Origin of the sequence: Streptomyces sp. NPDC051322 (assembly GCF_040689485.1) — a bacterium.
Lineage (GTDB): Bacteria > Actinomycetota > Actinomycetes > Streptomycetales > Streptomycetaceae > Streptomyces.
The window spans coordinates 102,105-122,963 of sequence record NZ_JBFBAK010000014.1; the positions used below are offsets into that span (position 1 = coordinate 102,105).

Genomic DNA, 20,859 nt, shown 5'->3' on the forward strand with positions numbered 1-20,859 from the left:
CCTCACGCCCCGGTGGGTTCGGGCCCGGGCAACGGCTGAGGTGGGCGTGGGCCGTTGTACTGACCACTGGGGCGCAGCCGTAGTGGCCGCTCCGTGTATTCCTCCAGCGCATGGGCGATCCAGCCCGCGGTTCTCGCCACGGCGAAGAGCGTTTCGCCGCCCTCCGCCGGCATGCCCGCCGACACCGAGAGCACGGCGAGAGCCAGATCGACATTGGCCTGCAACTCGGTATGACGAGCCGTTGTCGCCACCACGTCCCGGGCCGCTGCCAGGGCAGGGCCCGCCTGGGGTACGTCGTCGAGCAGTGCGAACAGCGCCCGGGCGCGCGGGTCCTCACCCCGGTAGAGCCGGTGCCCGAGCCCCGGCACCCGGCGCCCCGACCGCAGATGGTCCGCCACGACGGGCGCGGCGCCGCCCCGCTCCAGGGCCTCGGCCAGCATCCGGTGGGCCAGCCCGCTCGCGGCTCCGTGCAACGGTCCTTCCAGCGCGCCGAGCCCCGCGGAGACGACGGCGTACGGATGCGCGCGGGCGGAGGCGGCGACTCGGGCAGCCAGTGTCGATGCGGCCAGATCATGGTCGATGAGCAGCACAAGTGCCGTGTCGAGTACCCGAAGTGATGTCGCGTCGGGCGCCCGCGTGGTCAGCCGTGACCACAGTCCGCGCGCCAGTCCGTCGCGTTCCCCCGCGCCCTGCCGGCCGGGATCGCCGATCACCGGCAGCGCGCCCACCAGGGTGGGAACCAGGTTGCGTGCGGTACCGAGCACGGCGTCGGTCGAGAGATCGAAGCGAAGCGGATCGGCCGCTGCCGCCGCGACAGTGACCGCCCGCAGCCGGTCCATCGATGTGGCGTGCGCCGGCAGTGCGGCCACGGCCCGGCGCCCGGCCTCCAGCGCTTCCGGCGGGGCGGCGAACCGTGTTCCGGGCCGGATCGTCCCGGTCCACAGCCACTCGGCCACCTCTTCATAGCCGTACCGGCCGGCGAGTGCCGTCGCGTCCACGCCGCGGAAGAAGTAGCGCCCGGTCTCCGGATCGATCAGCGTCACGCCGGTACGGAAGGCGAGTTCGGCCCCGGGTGGCTGAGGCTCCCGGCGGCCCGCACGCCGGGACAGGGCCGCCACCTCTCTCGCGTCGAAGGTGCTGCCACGTCCGCCCGGTGTGCGCCGGCTGCCGAGCAGACCGCGGCTGACGTATGCGTACACCGTCTCCGGCTTCACCCCGAGCCGGTCGGCCGCCTCCCTGGTGGTGAGCCGTTCGCCTTCCGCCCCGGCTGATTGATCCGTCATGTGACAGCCGCCTTCATATTGATTCAATCAACGTTGACAGGATTCTAGTCAAGGATGGACAGTCAATTCAATACAGAGTGCGATTCGTGGGAGGAAGCCATGGTCACCATCACCGCTCCGCGAGGACTCGCGGGTGTCGTCGTCACGGACACCGGGATAGGCGATGTCCGCGGTCGCGAGGGGTTCTACCACTACCGTCAGTACTCGGCGGTCGATCTCGCACAGGCCCGCACGTTCGAGGACGTCTGGTACCTGATGGTCCACGGCGAACTGCCGGGGACCGCCGAAGGCGCGGATTTCACCGCGAGGACCACCGCCATGCGCCGGCTCCCCGCCGAGGTGCGCGATGCGCTGCCCCTGATCGCCCGGGCGGGCTCCGGCCCGCTCGCCGGTCTGCGTACCGCGTTGTCCCTGCTCGGCGCGTCAGCGGGCTTCCGGCCGGTGTACGACATCGACGGCGACCGGCGTACCGCGGACGCGCTCACCGTCTGTGCTGCCGTCCCGACCCTGCTGACCGCCCTGCACCGGATCGGCCGGGGACTCGATCCGGTGGAACCGCGCGACGACCTGCCGTATGCGGCGAACTACCTCTACATGCTCACCGGTTCGGAGCCGGACCCGGTCCGGGCCCGAGCTGTGGAGCAGTATCTGATCTCCACCGTCGACCACGGTTTCAATGCCTCGACCTTCACCGCGCGGGTCATCGCCTCCACCGGCGCCGATGTGGCGGCCTGCCTGGTCGGCGCGGTCGGTGCGCTGTCGGGGCCGCTGCACGGCGGCGCGCCCAGCCGGGCCCTCGACACCCTTGACGCCATCGGGAGTCCGGACCGCATCGACGCCTGGGTCCGCGAAAAGGTGCTGGCGGGGGAGCGGATCATGGGCTTCGGCCACGCCGTCTACCGCACCGAGGACCCGCGTTCCCGGATGCTGCGCGGGATCGCCCAGCAGTTCGGCGATCCGCTGGTGGACTTCGCCGTCCAGGTCGAGGAGCGGGTGGAGGCGATCCTGGCGGAGCTCAAACCGGGCCGTGAACTGCACACCAACGTCGAGTTCTACGCCGGTGTCGTCATGGAACTGTGCGGGCTGCCGCGCGAGATGTTCACCCCCACCTTCTGCGCGGCGCGCGCGGTGGGGTGGAGCGCGAACATTCTGGAGCAGGCGGCGGACTCAAAGATCATCCGCCCGGCGGCGCGCTATGTGGGGCCACCCCCGCCACAGCCGGTGCCGACGGCCGGTCAGAACTGACCTGACTCCTGATCCGGGGCGGCGCCGGGAGCCCGTACCGCAGGAGTCCCGCCCCGAATCCGGGTGGGGTGTCCCGCGGTACGGCCTCTAACCTTCCGCCCGGCTACACCGGGCCCGCGAGCGTGGCGACCGGCGAGGCCAGGGGGATTCCCGAGCCGTCCCGGCGCGGGTCGGGTTCCGGCAGCTCGGCGGGTGCGCCGTTCGCCGCGGCAGCCCGCACCGGTGTCTCGCCCGCCCAGCCCAGCACCAGCAGATCCTCACCCTTCAGGAAGCGCTGGCAGCGCACCCCGCCGGTGGCCCGCCCCTTGCGCGGGTACTGATCGAACGGCGTCAGCTTCGCCGTACGCACCGAGTCGTCCAGGGTGCCGTGCGAGCTCGCGACCGTGAACACCGCGGCGTCAGCCGCCGGGTCCACCGCGGTGAACGAGATCACCTTGGCGCCGGCGCCCAGCTTGATGCCTGCCATACCGCCCGCCGGGCGGCCCTGCGGCCGCACCTGCCCCGCCGGATAGCGCAGCAACTGCGCGTCATCGGTGATGAAGACGAGGTCCTCCTCGCCCGTCCGCAGCTCGGCCGCGCCGACGATCCGGTCGCCGTCCCGGAGGCCGATGACCTCCAACTCGTCCTTGTTCGCCGGGTAGTCGGGCACTACCCGCTTGACGATGCCCTGTTCGGTACCGATTGCCAGACCGGGCGACGACTCGTCGAGCGTGGTGAGACAGACCACCGACTCGTTATCCGTGAGGGAGACGAACTCCGAGATCTGCGCCCCGCCCGCCAGATTCGGCGCGGCGGCGGTGTCCGGGAGCTGCGGCAGGTCGATCACCGCCAGCCGCAGCAGCCGGCCGGCCGAGGTGACCACACCGATGTCGCCGCGCGCCGTCGCCGGAATGGCGGAGACCACCACATCGTGCTTGGTGCGCTTCCGGCCTTCCGCGCTCGGCGGTTCCGCGTTCGCCGTACGGGCCAGCAGACCGGTGGATGACAGCAGCACCCGGCACGGGTCGTCGGCGACCTCCAGGGAAGCCGCGGCGACCGGCGTGCCCGCCGACTCCAGGAGGACCGTGCGCCGGTCGGTGGAGTACTTTTTCGCCACCGCGGCGAGTTCGGCGGAGACGAGCTTGCGCAGCTCCGCGTCGGAATCCAAAATCTTCGTCAGCTCGTCGATCTCGCTGTTGAGCCGGTCGCGCTCGCTCTCCAGCTCGATCCGGTCGAACTTGGTGAGCCGGCGCAGCGGTGTGTCCAGGATGTACTGCGTCTGGGTCTCGCTCAGCGAGAAGTGCGAGATCAGCCGCTCCTTGGCCTGGGCGGAGTTGTCGCTGGACCGGATGAGGCGGATGACCTCGTCGATGTCGAGCAGAGCCACGAGCAGGCCGAGGACCAGATGCAGCCGGTCCCGGCGCTTGCCCCGGCGGAACTCGCTGCGGCGCCTGACCACCGAGAAGCGGTGGTCGAGATAGACCTCGAGGAGCTCCTTGAGACCCAGCGTCAGCGGTTGTCCGTCGACCAGCGCCACGTTGTTGATCCCGAAGGACTCCTCCATCGGGGTGAGCTTGTAGAGCTGCTCCAGCACCGCCTCCGGAACGAATCCGTTCTTGATCTCGATGACCAGGCGCAGGCCGTGCGAGCGGTCGGTGAGGTCCTTCAGGTCGGCGATGCCCTGCAGCTTCTTCGAACCGACCAGGTCCTTGATCTTGGCGCGGACCTTTTCGGGGCCGACGGCGAAGGGCAGTTCGGTGACGACGATGCCTTTGCGCCGCGGCGTGACGTCCTGCACGGTGGCGGTGGCCCGGATCTTGAAGCTGCCCCGGCCCTTCTCGTACGCGTCCTTGATGCCGTCGAGTCCCACGATCCGGCCACCGGTCGGCAGATCGGGTCCCGGTACGAAGCGCATCAGGGTGTCGAGGTCGGCGCCCGGGTGCTTGATCAGGTGCCGGGCGGCGGCGATGATCTCGCCCAGGTTGTGCGGCGGCATGTTGGTCGCCATCCCGACCGCGATCCCCGACGAGCCGTTGACCAGCAGGTTCGGATAGGCAGCCGGGAGCACCCCGGGCTCGCGTTCCTGGCCGTCGTAATTCGGCTCGAAATCGACGGTGTCCTCGTCGATCGACTCCGTCATCAGCGAGGTCGCGTCGGCCATCCGGCACTCGGTGTACCGCATGGCGGCCGGCGGGTCGTCGTTGCCCAGGGAACCGAAGTTGCCGTGCCCGTCGACCAGCGGGAGGCGCATGGAGAAGGACTGCGACAACCGCACCAGCGCGTCGTAGATCGAGGCGTCGCCGTGCGGATGCAGCTTGCCCATGACCTCGCCGACGACCCGGGCGCACTTCACGTAGCCGCGGTCGGGCCGCAGCCCCATCTCGTTCATCTGGTAGAGGATGCGCCGGTGTACGGGCTTCATACCGTCACGGGCGTCCGGCAGGGCCCGTGAGTAGATCACCGAGTACGCGTACTCGAGGAAGGAGCCCTGCATTTCATCGACCACGTCGATGTCGAGAATCTTCTCCTCGAAGTCCTCCGGCGGCGGGGTCTTCGTGCTGCGGCGGGCCATCGCTGCTGCGGCTCCTTCACGTGCCTGGTCTGGTAGTGACGCCGACCATTGTGGACCGTCCCACCGACAACGCCGACCGCGACCCGGGAACTTAGCCAGCTGTGAGCAGGCTTGCATACAGTGGCAGCACTGCATTCAACGCGGTCACACACGCGATCGAAGGGACGTACATGCCCATGGGTCACACGGCCACAGCCGAGGCCGGTTCCGGCGGCCTGACAGCGACCGAGCACCGGCTGGCCAATGGCCTGCGGGTGGTGCTCTCCGAGGACCACCTGACCCCGGTCGCCGCGGTCTGCCTCTGGTACGACGTCGGTTCACGCCACGAGGTCAAGGGGCGTACCGGACTTGCTCACCTTTTCGAGCACCTGATGTTCCAGGGTTCCGCCCAGGTCAAGGGCAACGGCCACTTCGAGCTGGTGCAGGGCGCCGGCGGGTCGCTCAACGGCACCACGAGCTTCGAGCGCACCAACTACTTCGAGACGATGCCCACCCATCAGGTGGAGCTGGCGCTCTGGCTGGAAGCGGACCGGATGGGCTCGCTGCTCGCCGCGCTGGACGACGAGTCGATGGAGAACCAGCGGGACGTCGTCAAGAACGAGCGCCGCCAGCGTTACGACAACGTGCCCTACGGCACTGCCTTCGAGCGGCTGACCGCCCTGTCCTACCCGGAGGGCCACCCGTACCACCACACGCCGATCGGCTCGATGGCCGACCTGGACGCGGCGACCCTGGACGACGCGCGGACCTTCTTCCGCACGTACTACGCGCCCAACAACGCGGTCCTGTCGGTCGTCGGCGACATCGACCCGGAGCAGACGCTCGCCTGGGTCGAGAAGTACTTCGGCACGATTCCCTCCCACGACGGCAAGCAGCCGCCGCGGGAGGGATCTCTTCCCGACATCGTCGGCGCGGAGCTCCGCGAAGAGGTCCACGAGGAGGTGCCCTCGCGTGCCCTGATGGCCGCCTACCGGCTTCCGCAGGACGGCACCCGGGCCTGCGACGCCGCCGACATCGCGCTGACGATCCTGGGCGGCGGCGAGTCCTCGCTGCTGCACAACCGCCTGGTACGCCGGGACCGCACGGCCGTGGCCGCGGGCTTCGGCCTGCTGCGGCTGGCCGGTGCGCCCTCGCTGGGGTGGCTGGACGTCAAGGCGTCCGGTGGTGTGGAGGTACCGCGCATCGAGGCGGCCGTCGACGAGGAACTGGCCCGCTTCGCCGCCGAGGGCCCCACGGCCGAGGAGATGGAGCGCGCCCAGGCGCAGCTGGAGCGCGAATGGCTGGACCGGCTCGGTACGGTCGCCGGTCGCGCCGACGAACTGTGCAGGTTCGCCGTGCTGTTCGGTGACCCGCAGCTCGCCCTGACCGCCGTCCAGCGGGTGCTGGACATCACCGCGGAAGAGGTCCAGGAGGTCGCGAAGGCGCGCCTGCGCCCGGACAACAGGGCGGTGCTGGTGTACGAGCCCGTCACCGCTGAAGAAGCCGAAGAGAACCGCGCGCCCGAGAGCGAAGCGACCGACCGGAACGACGAGAACGACGAGGCGGACCAGTGACCGATGCCGCAGCCGTGAGCATGACCTTCCAGCCGCAGCCCCAGCCGGGTGTCGCCAGGCCGTGGGCGTTCCCGGCCCCCGCGCGCTCCACCCTGTCCAACGGGCTGACCGTGCTGCGCTGCGACCGCCCCGGGCAGCAGCTCGTGGCCGTCGAGATCAACCTCGACGCCCCGCTGGACGCCGAGCCGGACGGACTCGACGGCGTCGCCACCATCATGGCGCGCGCCTTCTCCGAGGGGACCGACAAGCACTCGGCCGAGGAGTTCGCCGCCGAGCTGGAACGCTGCGGCGCCACACTCGACGCGCACGCCGACCATCCCGGCGTCAGGATCTCCCTGGAGGTCCCGGTGTCCCGGCTGCCCAAGGCTCTCGGCCTGCTGGCCGCCGCGCTGCGCGCGCCGGCCTTCGCCGAAAGCGAGATCGAGCGACTGGTGGGCAACCGGCTCGACGAGATCCCGCACGAGCAGGCCAACCCGGCCCGCCGCGCGGCCAAGGAGCTCGCCAAGGAGCTCTTCCCGGCCGCCGCCCGGATGTCGCGTCCGCGCCAGGGCACGGAGGAGACGGTCGTGCGTATCGACGCGGGCGCCGTCCGCGCCTTCTACGAGGGATACGTCCGGCCCGCGACGGCCACCGCGGTAGTGGTCGGGGACTTCACCGGGATCGATCTGGACGCCGTGCTCGCCGAAACCCTGGGCGACTGGCAGGGCAACGCGGCCACGCCGCGGCCGGTACCGCCGATCACCGCGGACGACACCGGCCGGGTGGTCATCGTGGACCGTCCGGGCGCCGTGCAGACCCAGCTGCTGATCGGCCGGATCGGCGCCGACCGGCACGACCGCGTCTGGCCCGCCCAGGTTCTCGGTACCTACTGCCTGGGCGGCACTCTGACGTCCCGTCTCGACCGCGTACTGCGCGAGGAGAAGGGCTACACCTACGGCGTACGCGCGTTCGGCCAGGTACTCCGGTCCGCCCCCGACGGGAGCGGCGCGGCGATGCTCGCGATCAGCGGTTCGGTGGACACCGAGTCGACGGGCCCGGCGCTCGACGACCTCTGGACGGTGCTGCGGACCCTGGCGGCGGGCGGTCTCACCGACGCCGAGCGGGATGTTGCCGTGCAGAACCTCGTGGGCGTCGCTCCGCTCAAGTACGAGACGGCCGCGGCCGTCGCGGGCACCCTCGCCGACCAGGTCGAGCAGCACCTTCCGGACGACTTCCAGGCGCAGCTGTATGCGCGGCTTGCCGCGACCGGCACGGTCGAGGCCACCGCCGCGGTGGTGAGCGCCTTTCCCGCGGACCGTCTGGTGTCGGTGCTGGTCGGGGACGCTGCGCAGATCAAGGAGCCCGTCGAGGCGCTCGGGATCGGCGCGGTGACGGTCGTATCGGGCTGAGCCGTTCGCCATAGCTGAGCCGTTCGCAGTAACGGAAGCACCCCCCGGGGCTCCGGTGGCCAAAGCGCCGCCGGGGCCCCGTTGGTGTGTCCGGCTCAGGTCGGTTCCGTGTCCGGTTTGTTGGCTAAATCGATCGTCCGTCCTGTGGCATGTGCGACACATCCTCTTGTCCGTTTGGTCCCGCCAGGACCGGCCCCTTACGGTCGCTCTCGCTGTTCCTCGCTGACCCGGTAGGCGAGCACGAACGAAAGGATCAGTCCCTTCATGGCGTTCACCCGCCCTCCCGGCAGGCACCGTGCCCCGAACCGGCCGGCCCGCAGGACCGCGGCCGCCGCGGGCGCCGTGACTCTTGCCACCGCGGGCGTCATCGGAAGCCTCGCCTCTCCGGCGATGGCCGCCGAGGCAAAGGCCCCCCACCACGAATCGGGCCGACCTGGTCCGGAGCATCATCGTCGGCGACACCGTCGCCGACCGGATCGAGGCCCAGGCCACCGCACAGCAGCACGAGGCCGACGTGGCCGCCGCGAAGGCGAAGGCCGAGAAGGAACGCCAGGCCGCGCAGCGCGCAGCGCGCGAAGCGGCCCGCAAGCGCCTCAACGCCTACGTGGCCCCGATAGCCGACTCCTACGTCTCCACCGGTTACCGGACCGGCGGCAGCCTCTGGTCCTCCGGCAGCCATACCGGCATCGACTTCCATGCCCCAGTGGCACGGTGGTGCACGCGGTCGGCGCGGGCACCGTCGTCGAGGCCGGCTGGGGCGGCGCGTACGGCAACAACATCGTCATCAAGATGAACGACGGCAGCTACACGCAGTACGGGCACCTGTCGTCCATCGGCGTCTCGGTCGGTCAGTCCGTCACCTCGAACCAGCGGATCGGTCTCTCCGGTGCCACCGGAAACGCCACCGGCCCGCACCTCCACTTCGAAGCCCGCACGACCCCCGACTACGGCTCGGACATCGACCCCGTGGCGTATCTCCGCTCGCACGGCGTCAACGTCTGACGGACGGACTCGTCCGACGGACGGTCCTCAAAAGATATCCACGGTTTACCGGGCGCCGTCGGAAATTAACCCGCCCTGTCATAGAGTCACCGAACAGGCGTCGGTCGACCGCGTTTCGCGGGGATGAAGGCGGAGGTTCGGTCATGCGCATTCCCGCGTATTCGGTGTGTACGGCTATTCGTGACGACATTATTGCGGGTGTCTTCGCACGTGGCAGCCGGCTGACCGAGGAACCCCTCGCCCGCCGCTACGGAGTCTCCCGGGTCCCGGTGCGCGAAGCGCTGCGCACCCTGGAGTCCGAGGGCTTCGTGGTCACCCGCCGCCATGCCGGTGCCTGTGTCGCGGAGCCGACCGAGCGGGAGGCCGCCGATCTGCTGGAGATACGGACCCTGCTGGAGCCCATGGGTGCGGCCGGGGCGGCCCGGCGCCGCACCGAGACCCACCTCAAGGTGTTGCGCGGCCTGGTGAGACTGGGGCAGGAGCGGGTCCGCCGGGCGCAGGGCGAGGATCTGCGGTCGCTGGGCGGGTGGTTCCAGGAGACGCTCGCCCAGGCATCGGGAAGCGCGGCGCTGACGGTGCTGCTCACTCAGCTCGGACAGAAGATCGTCTGGATGTACACCGTCGAGCAGCCCGCTGACCCGGGTGAGTTCTGGGCGGAGTGCGGGGCGATCGTGGAGGCGGTGGCTCGTCGCGACGCGGAGCGGGCCCGCTTCCTGACAGCACGGCATGCCGAGCGGGGGACCGCGCTGTACCGGCTGCGGGATCAGACGGGTGTGAGGGCTTCGCAACATGGTGTAAACACCGCGAGTGGCTCGCATTAACAATCGCGCCGTATACAAAGAATGCGGGCCGGTAATGCGGAAGCCGGATTTTCTGCTGCCCTTTTAATCCGGCTCGTCGGCCTTTTCGAACCGGCGGCCGGAAAAAACAAAGCCGCAGCGCCCGAGGAGGAGCTGCGGCTCTGGTGGCGCCGGTGGCCGGCGCGGTGCCGTCAGACGGTCTCGGGGAGCTCGTCGAGGCCCTCGGCGACCAGCTTCGCCAGACGATCCAAGGCGGCATCGGAGCCTTCCGTGTCCGAAGCGAGCACGATCTCCTCGCCGCCCTCGGCGCCGAGGCCGAGCACCGCGAGCATCGACGCGGCGTTGACCGGACTGCTGTCGGCCTTCGCGATCGTCACCGGAACGCCGGAAGCGGCGGTGGCACGGACGAAAATGGAGGCGGGCCGGGCGTGCAGACCCTCGGCCCAACCGACCTTTACGCGGCGCTCAGCCATGGTGTTGCCCTTCAAGTTCTCTGGCAGTTGTCTAGACCATTCTTGCATGCGGTCCGAGGTGCTCGGGCCCTGGCCGGTGCCCGACTGTACCGCCCCTCTCACCGCCCTGACCCGTACGCTTTCCCCATGCAGCCTCCGCTGGAGCAGAACCCGCACCAGGTGTACCCGGCCCACTGGGAAGCCGATGTGGTGCTGCGCGACGGTGGTACCGCGAGGATCCGGCCGATCACCACCGAGGACGCGGAGCGGCTCGTCAGCTTCTACGAGCAGGTGTCGCCCGAGTCGAAGTACTACCGCTTCTTCGCACCGTATCCCCGGCTCTCCGCCAAGGACGTCCATCGCTTCACCCATCACGACTACGTCGACCGGGTGGGCCTCGCGGCGATCGTGGCCGGCGAGTTCATCGCGACGGTCCGCTACGACCGGATCGGCAAGGGGGAGGCCGAGGTCGCCTTCCTCGTCCAGGACGCGCACCAGGGGCGAGGCGTCGCCTCGGCACTGCTCGAACACATCGCAGCGGTCGCCCGTGAGCGCGAGGTGAGCCGGTTCATCGCCGAGGTACTGCCCGCCAACAACAAGATGATCAAGGTCTTCACCGACGCGGGGTACGAGCAGAAGCGCAGTTTCGAGGACGGCTCGGTCCATCTCACTCTCGACCTCGAACCCACCGAGGCATCCCTCGCCGTGCAGCGGGCCCGGGAGCAGCGGGCCGAGGCCCGCTCGGTGCAGCGGCTGCTGGCGCCCCGCGCGGTGGCGGTGGTCGGCGCGGGCCGGGCGCCCGGTGGGGTGGGCCGGACCGTGCTGCGCAATCTGCTGGGCTCCGGATTCACCGGCCGCGTCCATGCCGTGAACCGCGCCTTCGCCGATGACCTCACGGAGGTGGACGGTGTCCCCGCCCACCGCTCGGTCGTCGGCATCGACGACACCGTGGACCTCGCCGTCGTGGCGGTGCCGGCCGAACACGTCCCCGCCGCGGTCGCCGACTGCGGGAAGAGCGGCGTGCAGGGCCTGGTCGTCCTGGCCGCCGGTTATGCCGAGAGCGGCCCGGAAGGGCTGCGGCGCCAACGAGAACTCGTACGGCAGGCGCGTTCGTACGGGATGCGCGTCATCGGCCCGAACGCCTTCGGCCTCATCAACACCTCCGAAGCCGTCCGGCTGAACGCGTCGCTGGCCCCCGAGTCGCCGGCCCGCGGCCGGATCGGGCTCTTCACCCAGTCCGGCGCCATCGGTATCGCCCTGCTCTCCGGGCTGCACCGGCGCGGCGCGGGACTCTCCTCCTTCATCTCGTCGGGTAACCGCGCAGATCTGTCCGGCAACGACTTCCTGCAGTACTGGCACGACGACCCGGACACCGACATCGCCCTGCTCTACCTCGAATCCATCGGCAACCCCCGGAAGTTCACCCGGCTGGCCCGGCGCACGGCAGCCGTGAAACCGGTCGTCGTGGTCAAGGGCGCCCGGCACAGCGGCAGCGCCCCGCCGGGCCACGCGGTGCCGGTGACCCGCATCCCGGACGCCACGGTCTCGGCGCTGCTGCGACAGGCGGGGGTGATCAGGGTCGACACGGTCACCGAACTCGTCGACGCGGGTCTGCTGCTCGCCGACCAGCCGCTGCCGACCGGCCCGCGGGTGGCCATCCTGGGCAATTCCGAGTCGCTGGGACTGCTGACCTACGACGCCTGCCTCACCGAACGTCTGCGGCCGCTGCCGCCCGTCGACCTGACCACGGGGGCCACCCCGCAGGACTTCCGCGAGGCGCTCGCCCGGGCGCTGGCGGACGACGGCTGCGACGCGGTACTGGTCACGGCGATCCCCTGGGTGGGGGAGAACGGCGTCACGGAATCGGGCGGCGGCGAGGTGCTGGCTGCCACGCTCCGCGAGGCGGCCGCGCAGGCGCCCTCCGCCAAGCCGGTGGCCGTGGTGCACCTGGAGATCGGCGGCCTCGCCGAAGCGCTGGCGGCAGCCACCAGCACCGCGCCGGGGTCCGCGCAGCCGGCCCCCGGCCCCGCCCGGCCGAGCAGGCAGGGCGTCGCCGGGCCCGCCCCGGGCCCCGGCCCCGGCCCGGTGGCCTCGCCCCGAGGCGGTCCCCGCCGTATCCCCGCATACCCGGCCGCCGAGCGGGCCGTCCGCGCGCTCGCCCAGGCCGTCAGATACGCGCAGTGGCGCCGCCAGTCCGCCGACGCCGGCCGGGTGCCCGAATACGACGACATCGACGAGGCCGGCGCCGCGGCCCGGATCGACGCACTTCTCGGCACCGCCCACGTCGATGTCTCCCGGGGCCTGGCCCTCTCGACCGACGACGCCTGCGAACTCCTCGGCCTGTACGGCATCCGCGTGCTGCCCGCCCGTCCGGCGCCGGACGCCGACGCCGCCGTCGCGGCCGCGGCCGGCCTCGGCTATCCCGTCGCGCTGAAGGCCACCGCACCTCACCTCCGTCACCGCCCCGACCTCGGCGGCGTCCGCCTGGACATCGCGTCCGAGGCCGGACTGCGCCGTGCCTACACCGAACTGACCGGCGCCCTCGGTACGCCCGCCGAGGTCCGCCCGGTGGTCCAGGCGATGGTGCCCCGGGGCGTCGACACCGTCGTACGGTCCGCGATCGACACGGCTGTCGGCGCTGTCCTCTCCTTCGGACTGGCCGGAGCACCGTCCGAACTGCTCGGCGACACGGCGCACCGCCTGGTCCCCGCCACCGATCGCGATGCCGCCGAGCTGATCCGAACCATCAGAACGGCCCCGCTGCTCTTCGGCTGGCGCGGCTCGGCGCCGGTGGACACCGCCGCACTGGAAGAACTGCTGCTCCGGGTGTCCCGCCTCGTCGACGACCATCCGGAGGTGGTCTCGGTCGCCCTCGAGCCGGTCGTCGTCGGACCCACCGGTCTCTCCGTGCTCGGCGCATCGGTACGCCTGGCCCCCGCGCACGCCCGCGGCGACCTCGGCCCGCGCCGCCTCCCCAGCTACTGAGCACCCGGCACGGCCGCACCCCCCAATTGCCGGTCGGTCTAAGATGGAGCCCATGGCAAAGACCGGTACGACGACCCAGGGGCTGCGCGCGGCGATCGAGCGCAGCGGCTATTACCCGGCCCTCGTGGCCGAAGCGGTGGAGGCCGCTGTCGGCAGTGAGCCGGTTGCTTCGTACCTGGTGCACCAGGAGACGACCTTCGATTCCAACGAGGTGCGACGCCATGTCACGGTCCTCGTCCTGACGGGCAACCGTTTCATCGTCAGCCACACCGACGAACAGGCCGCCGACGGCGGCTCACCCACGCCGTTCGCCACCACCTCCACCGAGTCCGTGAAGCTGGACCGGATCTCCTCGGTGGTCCTCAGCCGGGTCGTGGCCAACCCGGAGAAGTACGTCCCGGGCACCCTGCCCCGCGAGGTCGTGCTGACCATCGGCTGGGGTGCGGTCGCCCGCCTCGACCTGGAGCCCGCCGCCTGTGGCGATCCCAACTGCGAGGCGGACCACGGCTACACCGGCAGTTCCACCGCGGACGACCTGAGCCTGCGGGTGAGCGAGGCGGGCGACGGCCCGGACACCGTCCGGCAGACGCTGGCCTTCTCCCAGGCACTCTCCGAGGCGACCGCGGCAGCCGGCCGCTGATGGCCCAGCCCATCTGGCCCGACCCGAAGCCGCTCGCCCTCTCCACCGCCCCCGTCCCGGAGTACGGCTCGGGATCGCTCGCCGATCTGCTGCCGACGCTCGCCGCGGGCCAGGGCGTTCCCGGCCTCACCGCGGCGATCCCGGAACTCCAGCCGGCCGACCGGAACTGCGTCTTCCTGATCGACGGTCTCGGTTGGGAGCAGATCCGGGCGCACCCGGACGAGGCCCCCTACCTCCACTCGTTGCTGCCGACCTCGCGCGGCTCCACCGGCCGTCCGCTGACGGCCGGTTTCCCCGCCACCACGGCGACCTCGCTCGCCTCGGTCGGCACCGGCCTGCCGCCCGGGGCGCACGGGCTCACCGGCTACACCACGCGTAACCCGGACACCGGCGAGCTGATGAACCAGCTGCGCTGGAAGCCCTGGACCGATCCGTACGTCTGGCAGCCGTATCCCACGGTCTTCCAGCTCGCCGACGCGGCGGGGGTGCACACCGCGCAGGTGTCGTCGCCGGACTTCCAGCACACCCCGCTCACCAAGGTCGCGCTGAGCGGTGGCACCTTTCGCGGACAGCTGAGCGGGGAGGACCGGGTGGACCTGGCCGCGGCCCAACTCGGGGCGGCCGACCGCTCGTTGATCTACACCTACTACAGCGAGGTCGACGGCAAGGCCCACCGCTTCGGCATGGAGTCGGACGCCTGGCGCGGGCAGCTGATGTATGTCGACCGGCTGGTCCAGCGTCTCGCGGAGCAGCTTCCGCCGCGCTCCGCGCTGTATGTCACCGCCGACCACGGCATGATCGACATCCCGTTCGACGAGGAGTCCCGGATCGACTTCGACGAGGACTGGGAGCTGAGCGCCGGCGTCGCTCTGCTGGGCGGCGAGGGCCGTGCCCGGCACGTCTATGCCGTCCCCGGTGCGGCGGCCGATGTGCTGACCGTCTGGCGTGAGGTACTCGGCGAGCAGTTCTGGGTGGCGAGCCGCGACCAGGCCATCGAGGCCGGCTGGTTCGGGCCCACCGTCGGCGAGCGGGTGTACGGCCGGATCGGCGATGTGGTCGCCGCCGCCCACGCCGATGTGGTCATCACGGCGTCCCGGCGCGAGCCGAACGAGTCGGCCATGGTCGGCATGCACGGTTCCATGACCCCCGTCGAGCAGCTCGTCCCGCTCCTCGAAGTACGCTCGTAGCCCCGCCGCCGACCCGGCGCGCCGCACCCCGAACAGACTCCGAAAGGTCTCCCTCTCCTATGCCCGAGCTGGCCTTCTTCTCCGGAACGATGGACTGCGGGAAGAGCACACTGGCACTGCAGATCGGGCACAACCGCGCTGCTCGTGGCCTCCGGGGGGTGATCTTCACCCGGGACGACCGGGCGGGTGAGGGGAAGCTCTCCTCGCGCCTCGGTCTGGTCACGGAGGCGGTCGAGGCAGCTGAGGGCATGGACGTGTTCGGGTACGTCGTGGACCAGTTGTCGAAGGGCGGCAAGGTCGACTACGTGATCGTGGACGAGGCGCAGTTCCTTGCGCCCGAGCAGATCGACCAGCTCGCGCGCATCGTGGACGACCTCGGGCTGGACGTCTTCGCCTTCGGTATCACCACCGATTTCCGGACGAAGCTCTTCCCCGGCTCGCAGCGGCTGATCGAACTGGCCGACCGGATAGAGAGCCTCCAGGTGGAGGCGCTCTGCTGGTGCGGCGCCCGGGCCACCCACAACGCCCGCACGGTGGGCGGGGAGATGGTGGTGGAGGGTGCGCAGGTGGTCGTCGGCGACGTGAGCCACTCGGCGGAGGAGATCGGCTACGAGGTCCTGTGCCGCCGTCACCACCGCCGCCGGATGACCGGTGTTTCGTCGCGCGCCGGCGCGCTGTCCCCGGATGTCCTGCCGGTCACATCCGCCTGACCGTGCGTATGTTCCGTCCTGGCGGTGGGACGTGGTGACTTCGGCCCGGTGGGCGCGTTGTACAGGACGTGCCCCATCCTTCTCCGCTCTCGTCCCAGCCCTCGGCCGCGCCCGTGGTGACGAACGCTCCGCCGCCCTTCCTGTTGACGTCTGCGCAGGGCGAGGCCGCCCGTCGCCTGCTGAGCTACGTGGCAGCGTTGCCGCTGACCGGCGCCGATGCGCAGCTTCTCGCGGTGGTCGTCGCCATCCGTGCCGCGCGCAGTGGCGTCGGCAATCTCACCGGCCAGGACCTGCGGTCCCTGCGGCTGACCGACGCGGAAGGAGCCCTCACCGCTGTCGCCGGTCTGGGATGGCAGGCGCAGGGTGACCTGCTGGGCGGCGATCCCGCTACCCCGGTGGCCATCCTGGTGCCCGATCTGGCGGACGAGACGGATCGCAGGCTGCCCTTCGGAAAGCTGATGCGGTCCCGGGTCTCGGGGTGGACCACCCGGGCCCTCAGCGCGAAGCCGGTCAAGAAGACCTCGCCGGCCGCCCGGCTCGCAGCGCTGTTCCTCGCCGCCCACAGCTCACCCGACCGCCAGGGGGTTCTTCCCGACGGTCTGCCCGAGGACAGCCGGGCCGCGCTGCCCGAACTGCTCACCAAGGGCTTTCTGACCGAACTCGATGACAACAGGTACTGTCTCGCCGATACCGTTGGGCACCTGTCCGGTCTGTACCTCAGCCCCGAGTACCGGGCGGCCGCCGACCTCCTGCGCTGGAAGGCGTGGAAGGAGGAGGCGAGTGCGGCGTTGCGCAGGCATGTGGAGGCCGTCGAGCAGTGTCCGCTGTGTGATGTGCCCACGGAGCGGGTGGCGGAGGCGTTCATGGCCAAGCCGGTGCCTTCGCCGTTCCTGTCCTGGGTGCGCACCGCTTACGGTGAGTGGAAGGACAGTCACCCCGACCGCGGCCCCCTGGCAGCCCGATTCGCCGCGGCTTTCCGCGCGGAACACGGCCACGGCCCCTCCGGCAAGCAACTCTGCGAGGGTGTGGGCTGGGGAGACCAGCCGAGCGAGCTGCGGAGCTTCATCGTCCGACGGCTCATCGCCAATGAATGGCTGACCAGCACTGCGCCGGTGCCGTGGACTTTGCGCCCGGGCCGAGCCGCCCGGGCCGCCGCTGGAGTTGCTGCCCCAGCCGTGGCACGTGCTACCGCACCGCGCTGACGAAGGCCGGCCGGGGGAGCGGACTCAGTCCTTACCCTCCAGTTCGCCCTCCGTCTCGAGGAACACCTTGCGGAGCTCGGCGAGCGCGGCGGGGTCCGGCTCCGCCCACATGCCGCGCGACTCGGCCTCCAGCAGACGCTCCGCGATGCCGTGCAGCGCCCAGGGGTTGGCCTCCTGGAGGAACGCGCGGTTCTCCGGGTCCATCACATAGGTCTCGGTGAGCTTGTCGTACATCCAGTCGGCCACCACCCCGGTCGTGGCGTCGTACCCGAAGAGGTAGTCGACCGTGGCGGCGAGTTCGAAGGCGCCCTTGTAGCCGTGCCTGCGCATCGCGGCGATCCATCGCGGATTCACCACCCGGGCGCGGAACACCCGGGAGGTCTCCTCGACCAGAGTGCGGGTGCGGACCGTTTCGGGCCGGGTGGAGTCACCGATGTAGGCCTCCGGAGCCGTCCCCTTCAGGGCGCGGACGGTGGCCACCATGCCGCCGTGGTACTGGAAGTAGTCGTCGGAATCGGCGATGTCGTGCTCGCGGGTGTCGGTGTTCTTGGCGGCGACCGCGATGCGCTTGTAGGCGGTCTCCATCTCGGCACGAGCCGGCCGGCCGTCCAGTTCACGGCCGTAGGCGTACCCGCCCCACACCGTGTAGACCTCGGCGAGGTCGGCGTCGGTGCGCCAGTCCCGGGAGTCGATGAGCTGAAGCAGACCGGCGCCGTAAGTGCCCGGGCGGGAGCCGAAGATACGGGTGGTGGCGCGGCGTTCGTCGCCGTGCTCGGCCAGGTCGGCCTGGGCGTGCGCGCGTACGTGGTTCGCTTCGGCCGGTTCGTCGAGGGAGGCGGCCAGCCGTACCGCGTCGTCCAGCAGGCCGATGGTGTGCGGGAAGGCGTCCCGGAAGAATCCGCTGATGCGCAGGGTGACATCGATCCGGGGCCGGCCGAGGTCGGAGAGCGGGATGGGCTCCAGGCCGGTGACCCGGCGGGAAGCGTCGTCCCACACCGGCCGGATGCCCAGCAGGGCGAGCGCCTCCGACACATCGTCGCCGGAGGTGCGCATCGCGCTCGTACCCCACAGCGAGAGGCCCACCGAGGTCGGCCAGTCACCGTTGTCGGTGCGGTAGCGCTCGAGCAGGGAGTCGGCCAGGAGCTGTCCGGTCTCCCAGGCGAGGCGTGACGGCACGGCCTTCGGGTCGACGGAGTAGAAGTTCCGCCCGGTCGGCAGGACGTTGACCAGTCCTCGCAGCGGCGACCCGGACGGCCCGGCCGGGACGAAACCGCCGTTCAGCGCGTGCACGGCGTGGTCGATCTCATCGGTGGTGGCGGAGAGCCGGGGAACGACCTGGCGGGCCGCGAAGTCCAGGATGTCGGCCACCTGACGGGGTCGGCCGGAGGCGACGGAGCCGACCGCGGCCGGATCCCAGTCCGCGTCCTCCATCGCCTGGACCAGGGCGCGGGCCTCCTCCTCCACCGCGTCGGCGGATGTCCGGGTGGCGGCCGCCTCGTCGAGGCCGAGCGCCTCGCGCAGCCCGGGCAGCGAGGTCGTGCCGCCCCAGATCTGACGGGCCCGCAGGATGGCGAGCACCAGATTGACCCGCGCCGCACCGGCCGGCGGCGCACCCAGCACATGGAGACCGTCGCGGATCTGCGCGTCCTTGATCTCGCAGAGCCAGCCGTCGATGTGCATGATGAACTCGTCGAAGCCCTCGTCGTCCGGGCGGTCCTCGAGGCCCAGGTCGTGGTCCAGCTTCGCGGCCTGGATCAGCGTCCAGATCTGCGCCCGGACCGCCGGCAGCTTGGCCGGGTCCATGGCGGCGATGGCCGCGTGCTCGTCGAGGAGTTGCTCCAGACGCGCGATGTCCCCGTACGACTCGGCGCGCGCCATCGGCGGCACCAGGTGGTCGACCAGGGTGGCGTGCACCCGGCGCTTGGCCTGGGTGCCTTCACCCGGGTCGTTGACCAGGAAGGGGTAGACGAGCGGCAGATCACCCAGTGCCGCGTCGGGGCCGCAGGCCGCGGAGAGCCCGGCGTTCTTGCCGGGCAGCCACTCCAGGTTGCCGTGCTTGCCGAGATGCACCATCGCTTCCGCGCCGAAGCCGCCGTCCTCGCGGGCGGCCTGGATCCAGCGGTAGGCGGCCAAGTAGTGGTGGGAGGGCGGCAGATCGGGGTCGTGGTAGATGGCGATGGGGTTCTCGCCGAAGCCGCGCGGCGGCTGGATGAGGATGAGCAGATTGCCACGGCGCAGCGCCGCGAGCACGATGTCGCCCTCGGGGTTGCTGCTGCGGTCCACGAACATCTCGCCGGGCGGCGGACCCCAGTGCCGCTCGACCGCGTCCCGCAGTTCCCGGGGGAGCCGGGCGTACCAGCGCCGGTAGTCGGCGGCCGGGATACGGACCGGGTTGCGGGCCAGTTGTTCCTCGGTGAGCCACTCCTGGTCGTGGCCACCTGCCTCGATCAACGCGTAGATCAGCTCGTCGCCGTCGCCGGACTCGAGCCCCGGGACGGGCTCCTCGCCGAAGTCGTAGCCGTCCGCGCGCAGTCGGCGCAGCAGGGCCACGGCGCTCGCAGGGGTGTCGAGACCGACCGCGTTGCCGATGCGGGAGTGCTTCGTCGGGTAGGCCGAGAGGACCAGCGCGAGTCGCTTCTCCGGGTTCGGCACATGGCGAAGCCGCGCGTGGCGCACCGCGGTTCCGGCGACCCGGGCGGCCCGCTCCGGGTCGGCCACATAGGCCGGCAGCCCGTCCTCGTCGATCTCCTTGAAGGAGAACGGCACGGTGATCAGCCGGCCGTCGAACTCCGGCACCGCGATCTGACTGGCGGCGTCCAGCGGCGAAACGCCCTCGTCGTTCTCCTCCCAGGCGCTGCGGGAGCCGGTCAGACAGAGCGCCTGCAGGATCGGCACGTCGAGCGCGGCGAGCGCACCCGCGTCCCACGCCTCCTCGTCCCCGCCCGCCGAGGCCGCGGCCGGTTTGGTGCCGCCCGCCGCGAGTACGGTGGTGACGATCGCGTCCACGCTGCCGAGTGCGGCGAGCAGTTCGGGTTCGGGGGCGCGCAGCGAGGCGACGTACAGCGGCAGTGCCCGGCCCCCGGCGTCCTCCACGGCGCCGCACAGCGCGTCGATGAACGCGGTGTTGCCGCTCATGTGGTGGGCCCGGTAGTAGAGCACCGCGATCAACGGGCCGTCGGCCCCCTCGCGTTCGGTGCGCTCCAGAGGGCCCCAGGTGGGAGCGGCGGCGGGCGGGTCGAAGCCGTGGCCGGTCAGCAGCACGGTGTCGGAGAGGAAGCGGGCCAGCTGTTCGAGATTGCCGGGGCCACCGTGCGCGAGGTAGGCGTGCGCCTCGGCCGCGATGCCGATGGGCACCGTGGAGGCTTCCATCAGCTGGGCGTCGGGGGCCTGTTCGCCGGTGAGGACCACCACCGGCCGGTCGCCGGAGAGCAGCAGGTCGATGCCCTCCTGCCAGGCACGCAGCCCACCGAGCAGCCGGACGACGACGAGGTCGGCACCGTCCAGCAGAGCGGGCAGCTCACTCAGGTCGAGCCTGGCCGGGTTGGCGAACCGGTACGGCACGGGGCCGCCCGCCGCACGGGCGCTGAGCAGGTCGGTGTCGGAGGTCGACAACAGCAGGAGCACGCGGCGCCCGGCCTTCCTCGGGGTCCGCGCCCCGGGCAGTGATGAAGACGGCGGGAGTTCCTGGCTCATCCGGTTCGCACCGGATTCACAGTGGCGGGACCGCGCCGGATTCGCACCGGGCTTCCTCCCCGAGAAGCTGTTGTCCGACCCCCGCTGGGCGGGGGCGGGGGGGGGGGGGCAACAGGGTGGGCCGCGGGGGTGGGGGGGGTGGGGCGGGGGAGCCGCGGGGGGGGGAGA

13 protein-coding genes, 1 pseudogene and 1 riboswitch are annotated in these 20,859 nt (G+C 71.1%); of the genes and pseudogenes, 10 read left to right on the top strand and 4 right to left on the bottom strand.

The features are described from left to right. Window positions 1–2: 2 nt before the first annotated feature. Entirely contained in the window at window positions 3–1,283 is a 1,281-nt protein-coding gene (locus tag AB0436_RS27395; protein WP_366470618.1) for a citrate/2-methylcitrate synthase, read from the bottom strand. A 99-nt stretch (window positions 1,284–1,382) separates the two neighbouring features. Between AB0436_RS27395 and AB0436_RS27400 the strand changes: the two genes are divergently transcribed. Further along, a complete protein-coding gene (locus tag AB0436_RS27400) occupies window positions 1,383–2,528 on the top strand; it encodes a citrate synthase/methylcitrate synthase (RefSeq protein WP_366470619.1) in 1,146 nt (381 codons plus the stop codon). 103 nt (window positions 2,529–2,631) lie between these two features. Here the strand turns inward: AB0436_RS27400 and AB0436_RS27405 are convergent, their stop codons facing one another. Then, the gene (locus tag AB0436_RS27405; RefSeq protein ID WP_366470620.1) at window positions 2,632–5,079 is read right to left on the bottom strand and encodes a DNA topoisomerase IV subunit A; all 2,448 of its coding nucleotides are present in this window, start codon (window positions 5,077–5,079) and stop codon (window positions 2,632–2,634) included. A 176-nt stretch (window positions 5,080–5,255) separates the two neighbouring features. On the opposite strand from AB0436_RS27405, the gene AB0436_RS27410 reads away from it, so the two are divergent. The 4 genes and pseudogenes from AB0436_RS27410 (at window position 5,256) to AB0436_RS27425 (ending at window position 9,843) form a co-directional block, all read left to right on the top strand. After that, on the top strand, window positions 5,256–6,632 hold the full coding sequence (locus AB0436_RS27410) for a pitrilysin family protein (RefSeq protein ID WP_366470621.1): 1,377 nt from the start codon (window positions 5,256–5,258) through the stop codon (window positions 6,630–6,632). Further along, a complete protein-coding gene (locus tag AB0436_RS27415) occupies window positions 6,629–8,020 on the top strand; it encodes a pitrilysin family protein (RefSeq protein ID WP_366470622.1) in 1,392 nt (463 codons plus the stop codon). Before AB0436_RS27410 ends, AB0436_RS27415 begins: the two co-directional genes overlap by 4 nt. 264 nt (window positions 8,021–8,284) lie before the next feature. Continuing rightward, window positions 8,285–9,022 (top strand): annotated as a pseudogene (locus AB0436_RS27420) (M23 family metallopeptidase). 143 nt (window positions 9,023–9,165) lie between these two features. After that, window positions 9,166–9,843 carry a GntR family transcriptional regulator gene (locus tag AB0436_RS27425; protein WP_366470623.1) on the top strand — a complete coding sequence of 226 codons (678 nt, stop codon included), beginning with the start codon at window positions 9,166–9,168 and terminating at the stop codon, window positions 9,841–9,843. 170 nt (window positions 9,844–10,013) lie between these two features. Here the strand turns inward: AB0436_RS27425 and AB0436_RS27430 are convergent, their stop codons facing one another. Beyond that, window positions 10,014–10,295: an HPr family phosphocarrier protein gene (locus AB0436_RS27430; RefSeq protein ID WP_365851374.1), complete on the bottom strand. Its 282-nt coding sequence runs from the start codon at window positions 10,293–10,295 to the stop codon at window positions 10,014–10,016. A 126-nt stretch (window positions 10,296–10,421) separates the two neighbouring features. On the opposite strand from AB0436_RS27430, the gene AB0436_RS27435 reads away from it, so the two are divergent. The 5 genes from AB0436_RS27435 (at window position 10,422) to AB0436_RS27455 (ending at window position 16,998) form a co-directional block, all read left to right on the top strand. Beyond that, a complete protein-coding gene (locus AB0436_RS27435) occupies window positions 10,422–13,259 on the top strand; it encodes a GNAT family N-acetyltransferase (protein ID WP_366470624.1) in 2,838 nt (945 codons plus the stop codon). A 52-nt stretch (window positions 13,260–13,311) separates the two neighbouring features. Then, window positions 13,312–13,899 carry a DUF5998 family protein gene (locus tag AB0436_RS27440; protein WP_328536250.1) on the top strand — a complete coding sequence of 196 codons (588 nt, stop codon included), beginning with the start codon at window positions 13,312–13,314 and terminating at the stop codon, window positions 13,897–13,899. Beyond that, the gene (locus AB0436_RS27445) at window positions 13,899–15,086 is read left to right on the top strand and encodes a nucleotide pyrophosphatase/phosphodiesterase family protein (protein ID WP_366470625.1); all 1,188 of its coding nucleotides are present in this window, start codon (window positions 13,899–13,901) and stop codon (window positions 15,084–15,086) included. Before AB0436_RS27440 ends, AB0436_RS27445 begins: the two co-directional genes overlap by 1 nt. Before the next feature lie 59 nt (window positions 15,087–15,145). Next, window positions 15,146–15,796 carry a thymidine kinase gene (locus AB0436_RS27450; RefSeq protein ID WP_366470626.1) on the top strand — a complete coding sequence of 217 codons (651 nt, stop codon included), beginning with the start codon at window positions 15,146–15,148 and terminating at the stop codon, window positions 15,794–15,796. Between the two features lie 113 nt (window positions 15,797–15,909). Further along, complete coding sequence (locus AB0436_RS27455; RefSeq protein WP_366470627.1) at window positions 15,910–16,998, top strand: hypothetical protein; 1,089 nt, start codon at window positions 15,910–15,912, stop codon at window positions 16,996–16,998. Between the two features lie 24 nt (window positions 16,999–17,022). Here AB0436_RS27455 and cobN read toward each other — a convergent pair whose 3' ends face one another. Further along, window positions 17,023–20,622, bottom strand: coding sequence for a cobaltochelatase subunit CobN (gene cobN / locus AB0436_RS27460; protein ID WP_366470631.1), 3,600 nt, complete (start codon window positions 20,620–20,622; stop codon window positions 17,023–17,025). Window positions 20,623–20,657: 35 nt separating this feature from the next. Further along, a riboswitch (cobalamin riboswitch) is annotated at window positions 20,658–20,791 on the bottom strand. Window positions 20,792–20,859: the final 68 nt, after the last annotated feature.

What these genes read in the sequence shown, in the direction of transcription:
- AB0436_RS27445 (WP_366470625.1), top strand. Translation starts at nt 13,899, where the DNA reads ATGGCCCAGCCCATCTGGCCCGACCCGAAGCCGCTCGCCCTCTCCACC.
- AB0436_RS27425 (WP_366470623.1), top strand. Translation starts at nt 9,166, where the DNA reads ATGCGCATTCCCGCGTATTCGGTGTGTACGGCTATTCGTGACGACATT.
- AB0436_RS27430 (WP_365851374.1), bottom strand. Translation starts at nt 10,295, where the DNA reads ATGGCTGAGCGCCGCGTAAAGGTCGGTTGGGCCGAGGGTCTGCACGCC.
- AB0436_RS27450 (WP_366470626.1), top strand. Translation starts at nt 15,146, where the DNA reads ATGCCCGAGCTGGCCTTCTTCTCCGGAACGATGGACTGCGGGAAGAGC.
- AB0436_RS27405 (WP_366470620.1), bottom strand. Translation starts at nt 5,079, where the DNA reads ATGGCCCGCCGCAGCACGAAGACCCCGCCGCCGGAGGACTTCGAGGAG.
- AB0436_RS27395 (WP_366470618.1), bottom strand. Translation starts at nt 1,283, where the DNA reads ATGACGGATCAATCAGCCGGGGCGGAAGGCGAACGGCTCACCACCAGG.
- AB0436_RS27410 (WP_366470621.1), top strand. Translation starts at nt 5,256, where the DNA reads ATGGGTCACACGGCCACAGCCGAGGCCGGTTCCGGCGGCCTGACAGCG.
- AB0436_RS27435 (WP_366470624.1), top strand. Translation starts at nt 10,422, where the DNA reads ATGCAGCCTCCGCTGGAGCAGAACCCGCACCAGGTGTACCCGGCCCAC.
- AB0436_RS27400 (WP_366470619.1), top strand. Translation starts at nt 1,383, where the DNA reads ATGGTCACCATCACCGCTCCGCGAGGACTCGCGGGTGTCGTCGTCACG.
- AB0436_RS27440 (WP_328536250.1), top strand. Translation starts at nt 13,312, where the DNA reads ATGGCAAAGACCGGTACGACGACCCAGGGGCTGCGCGCGGCGATCGAG.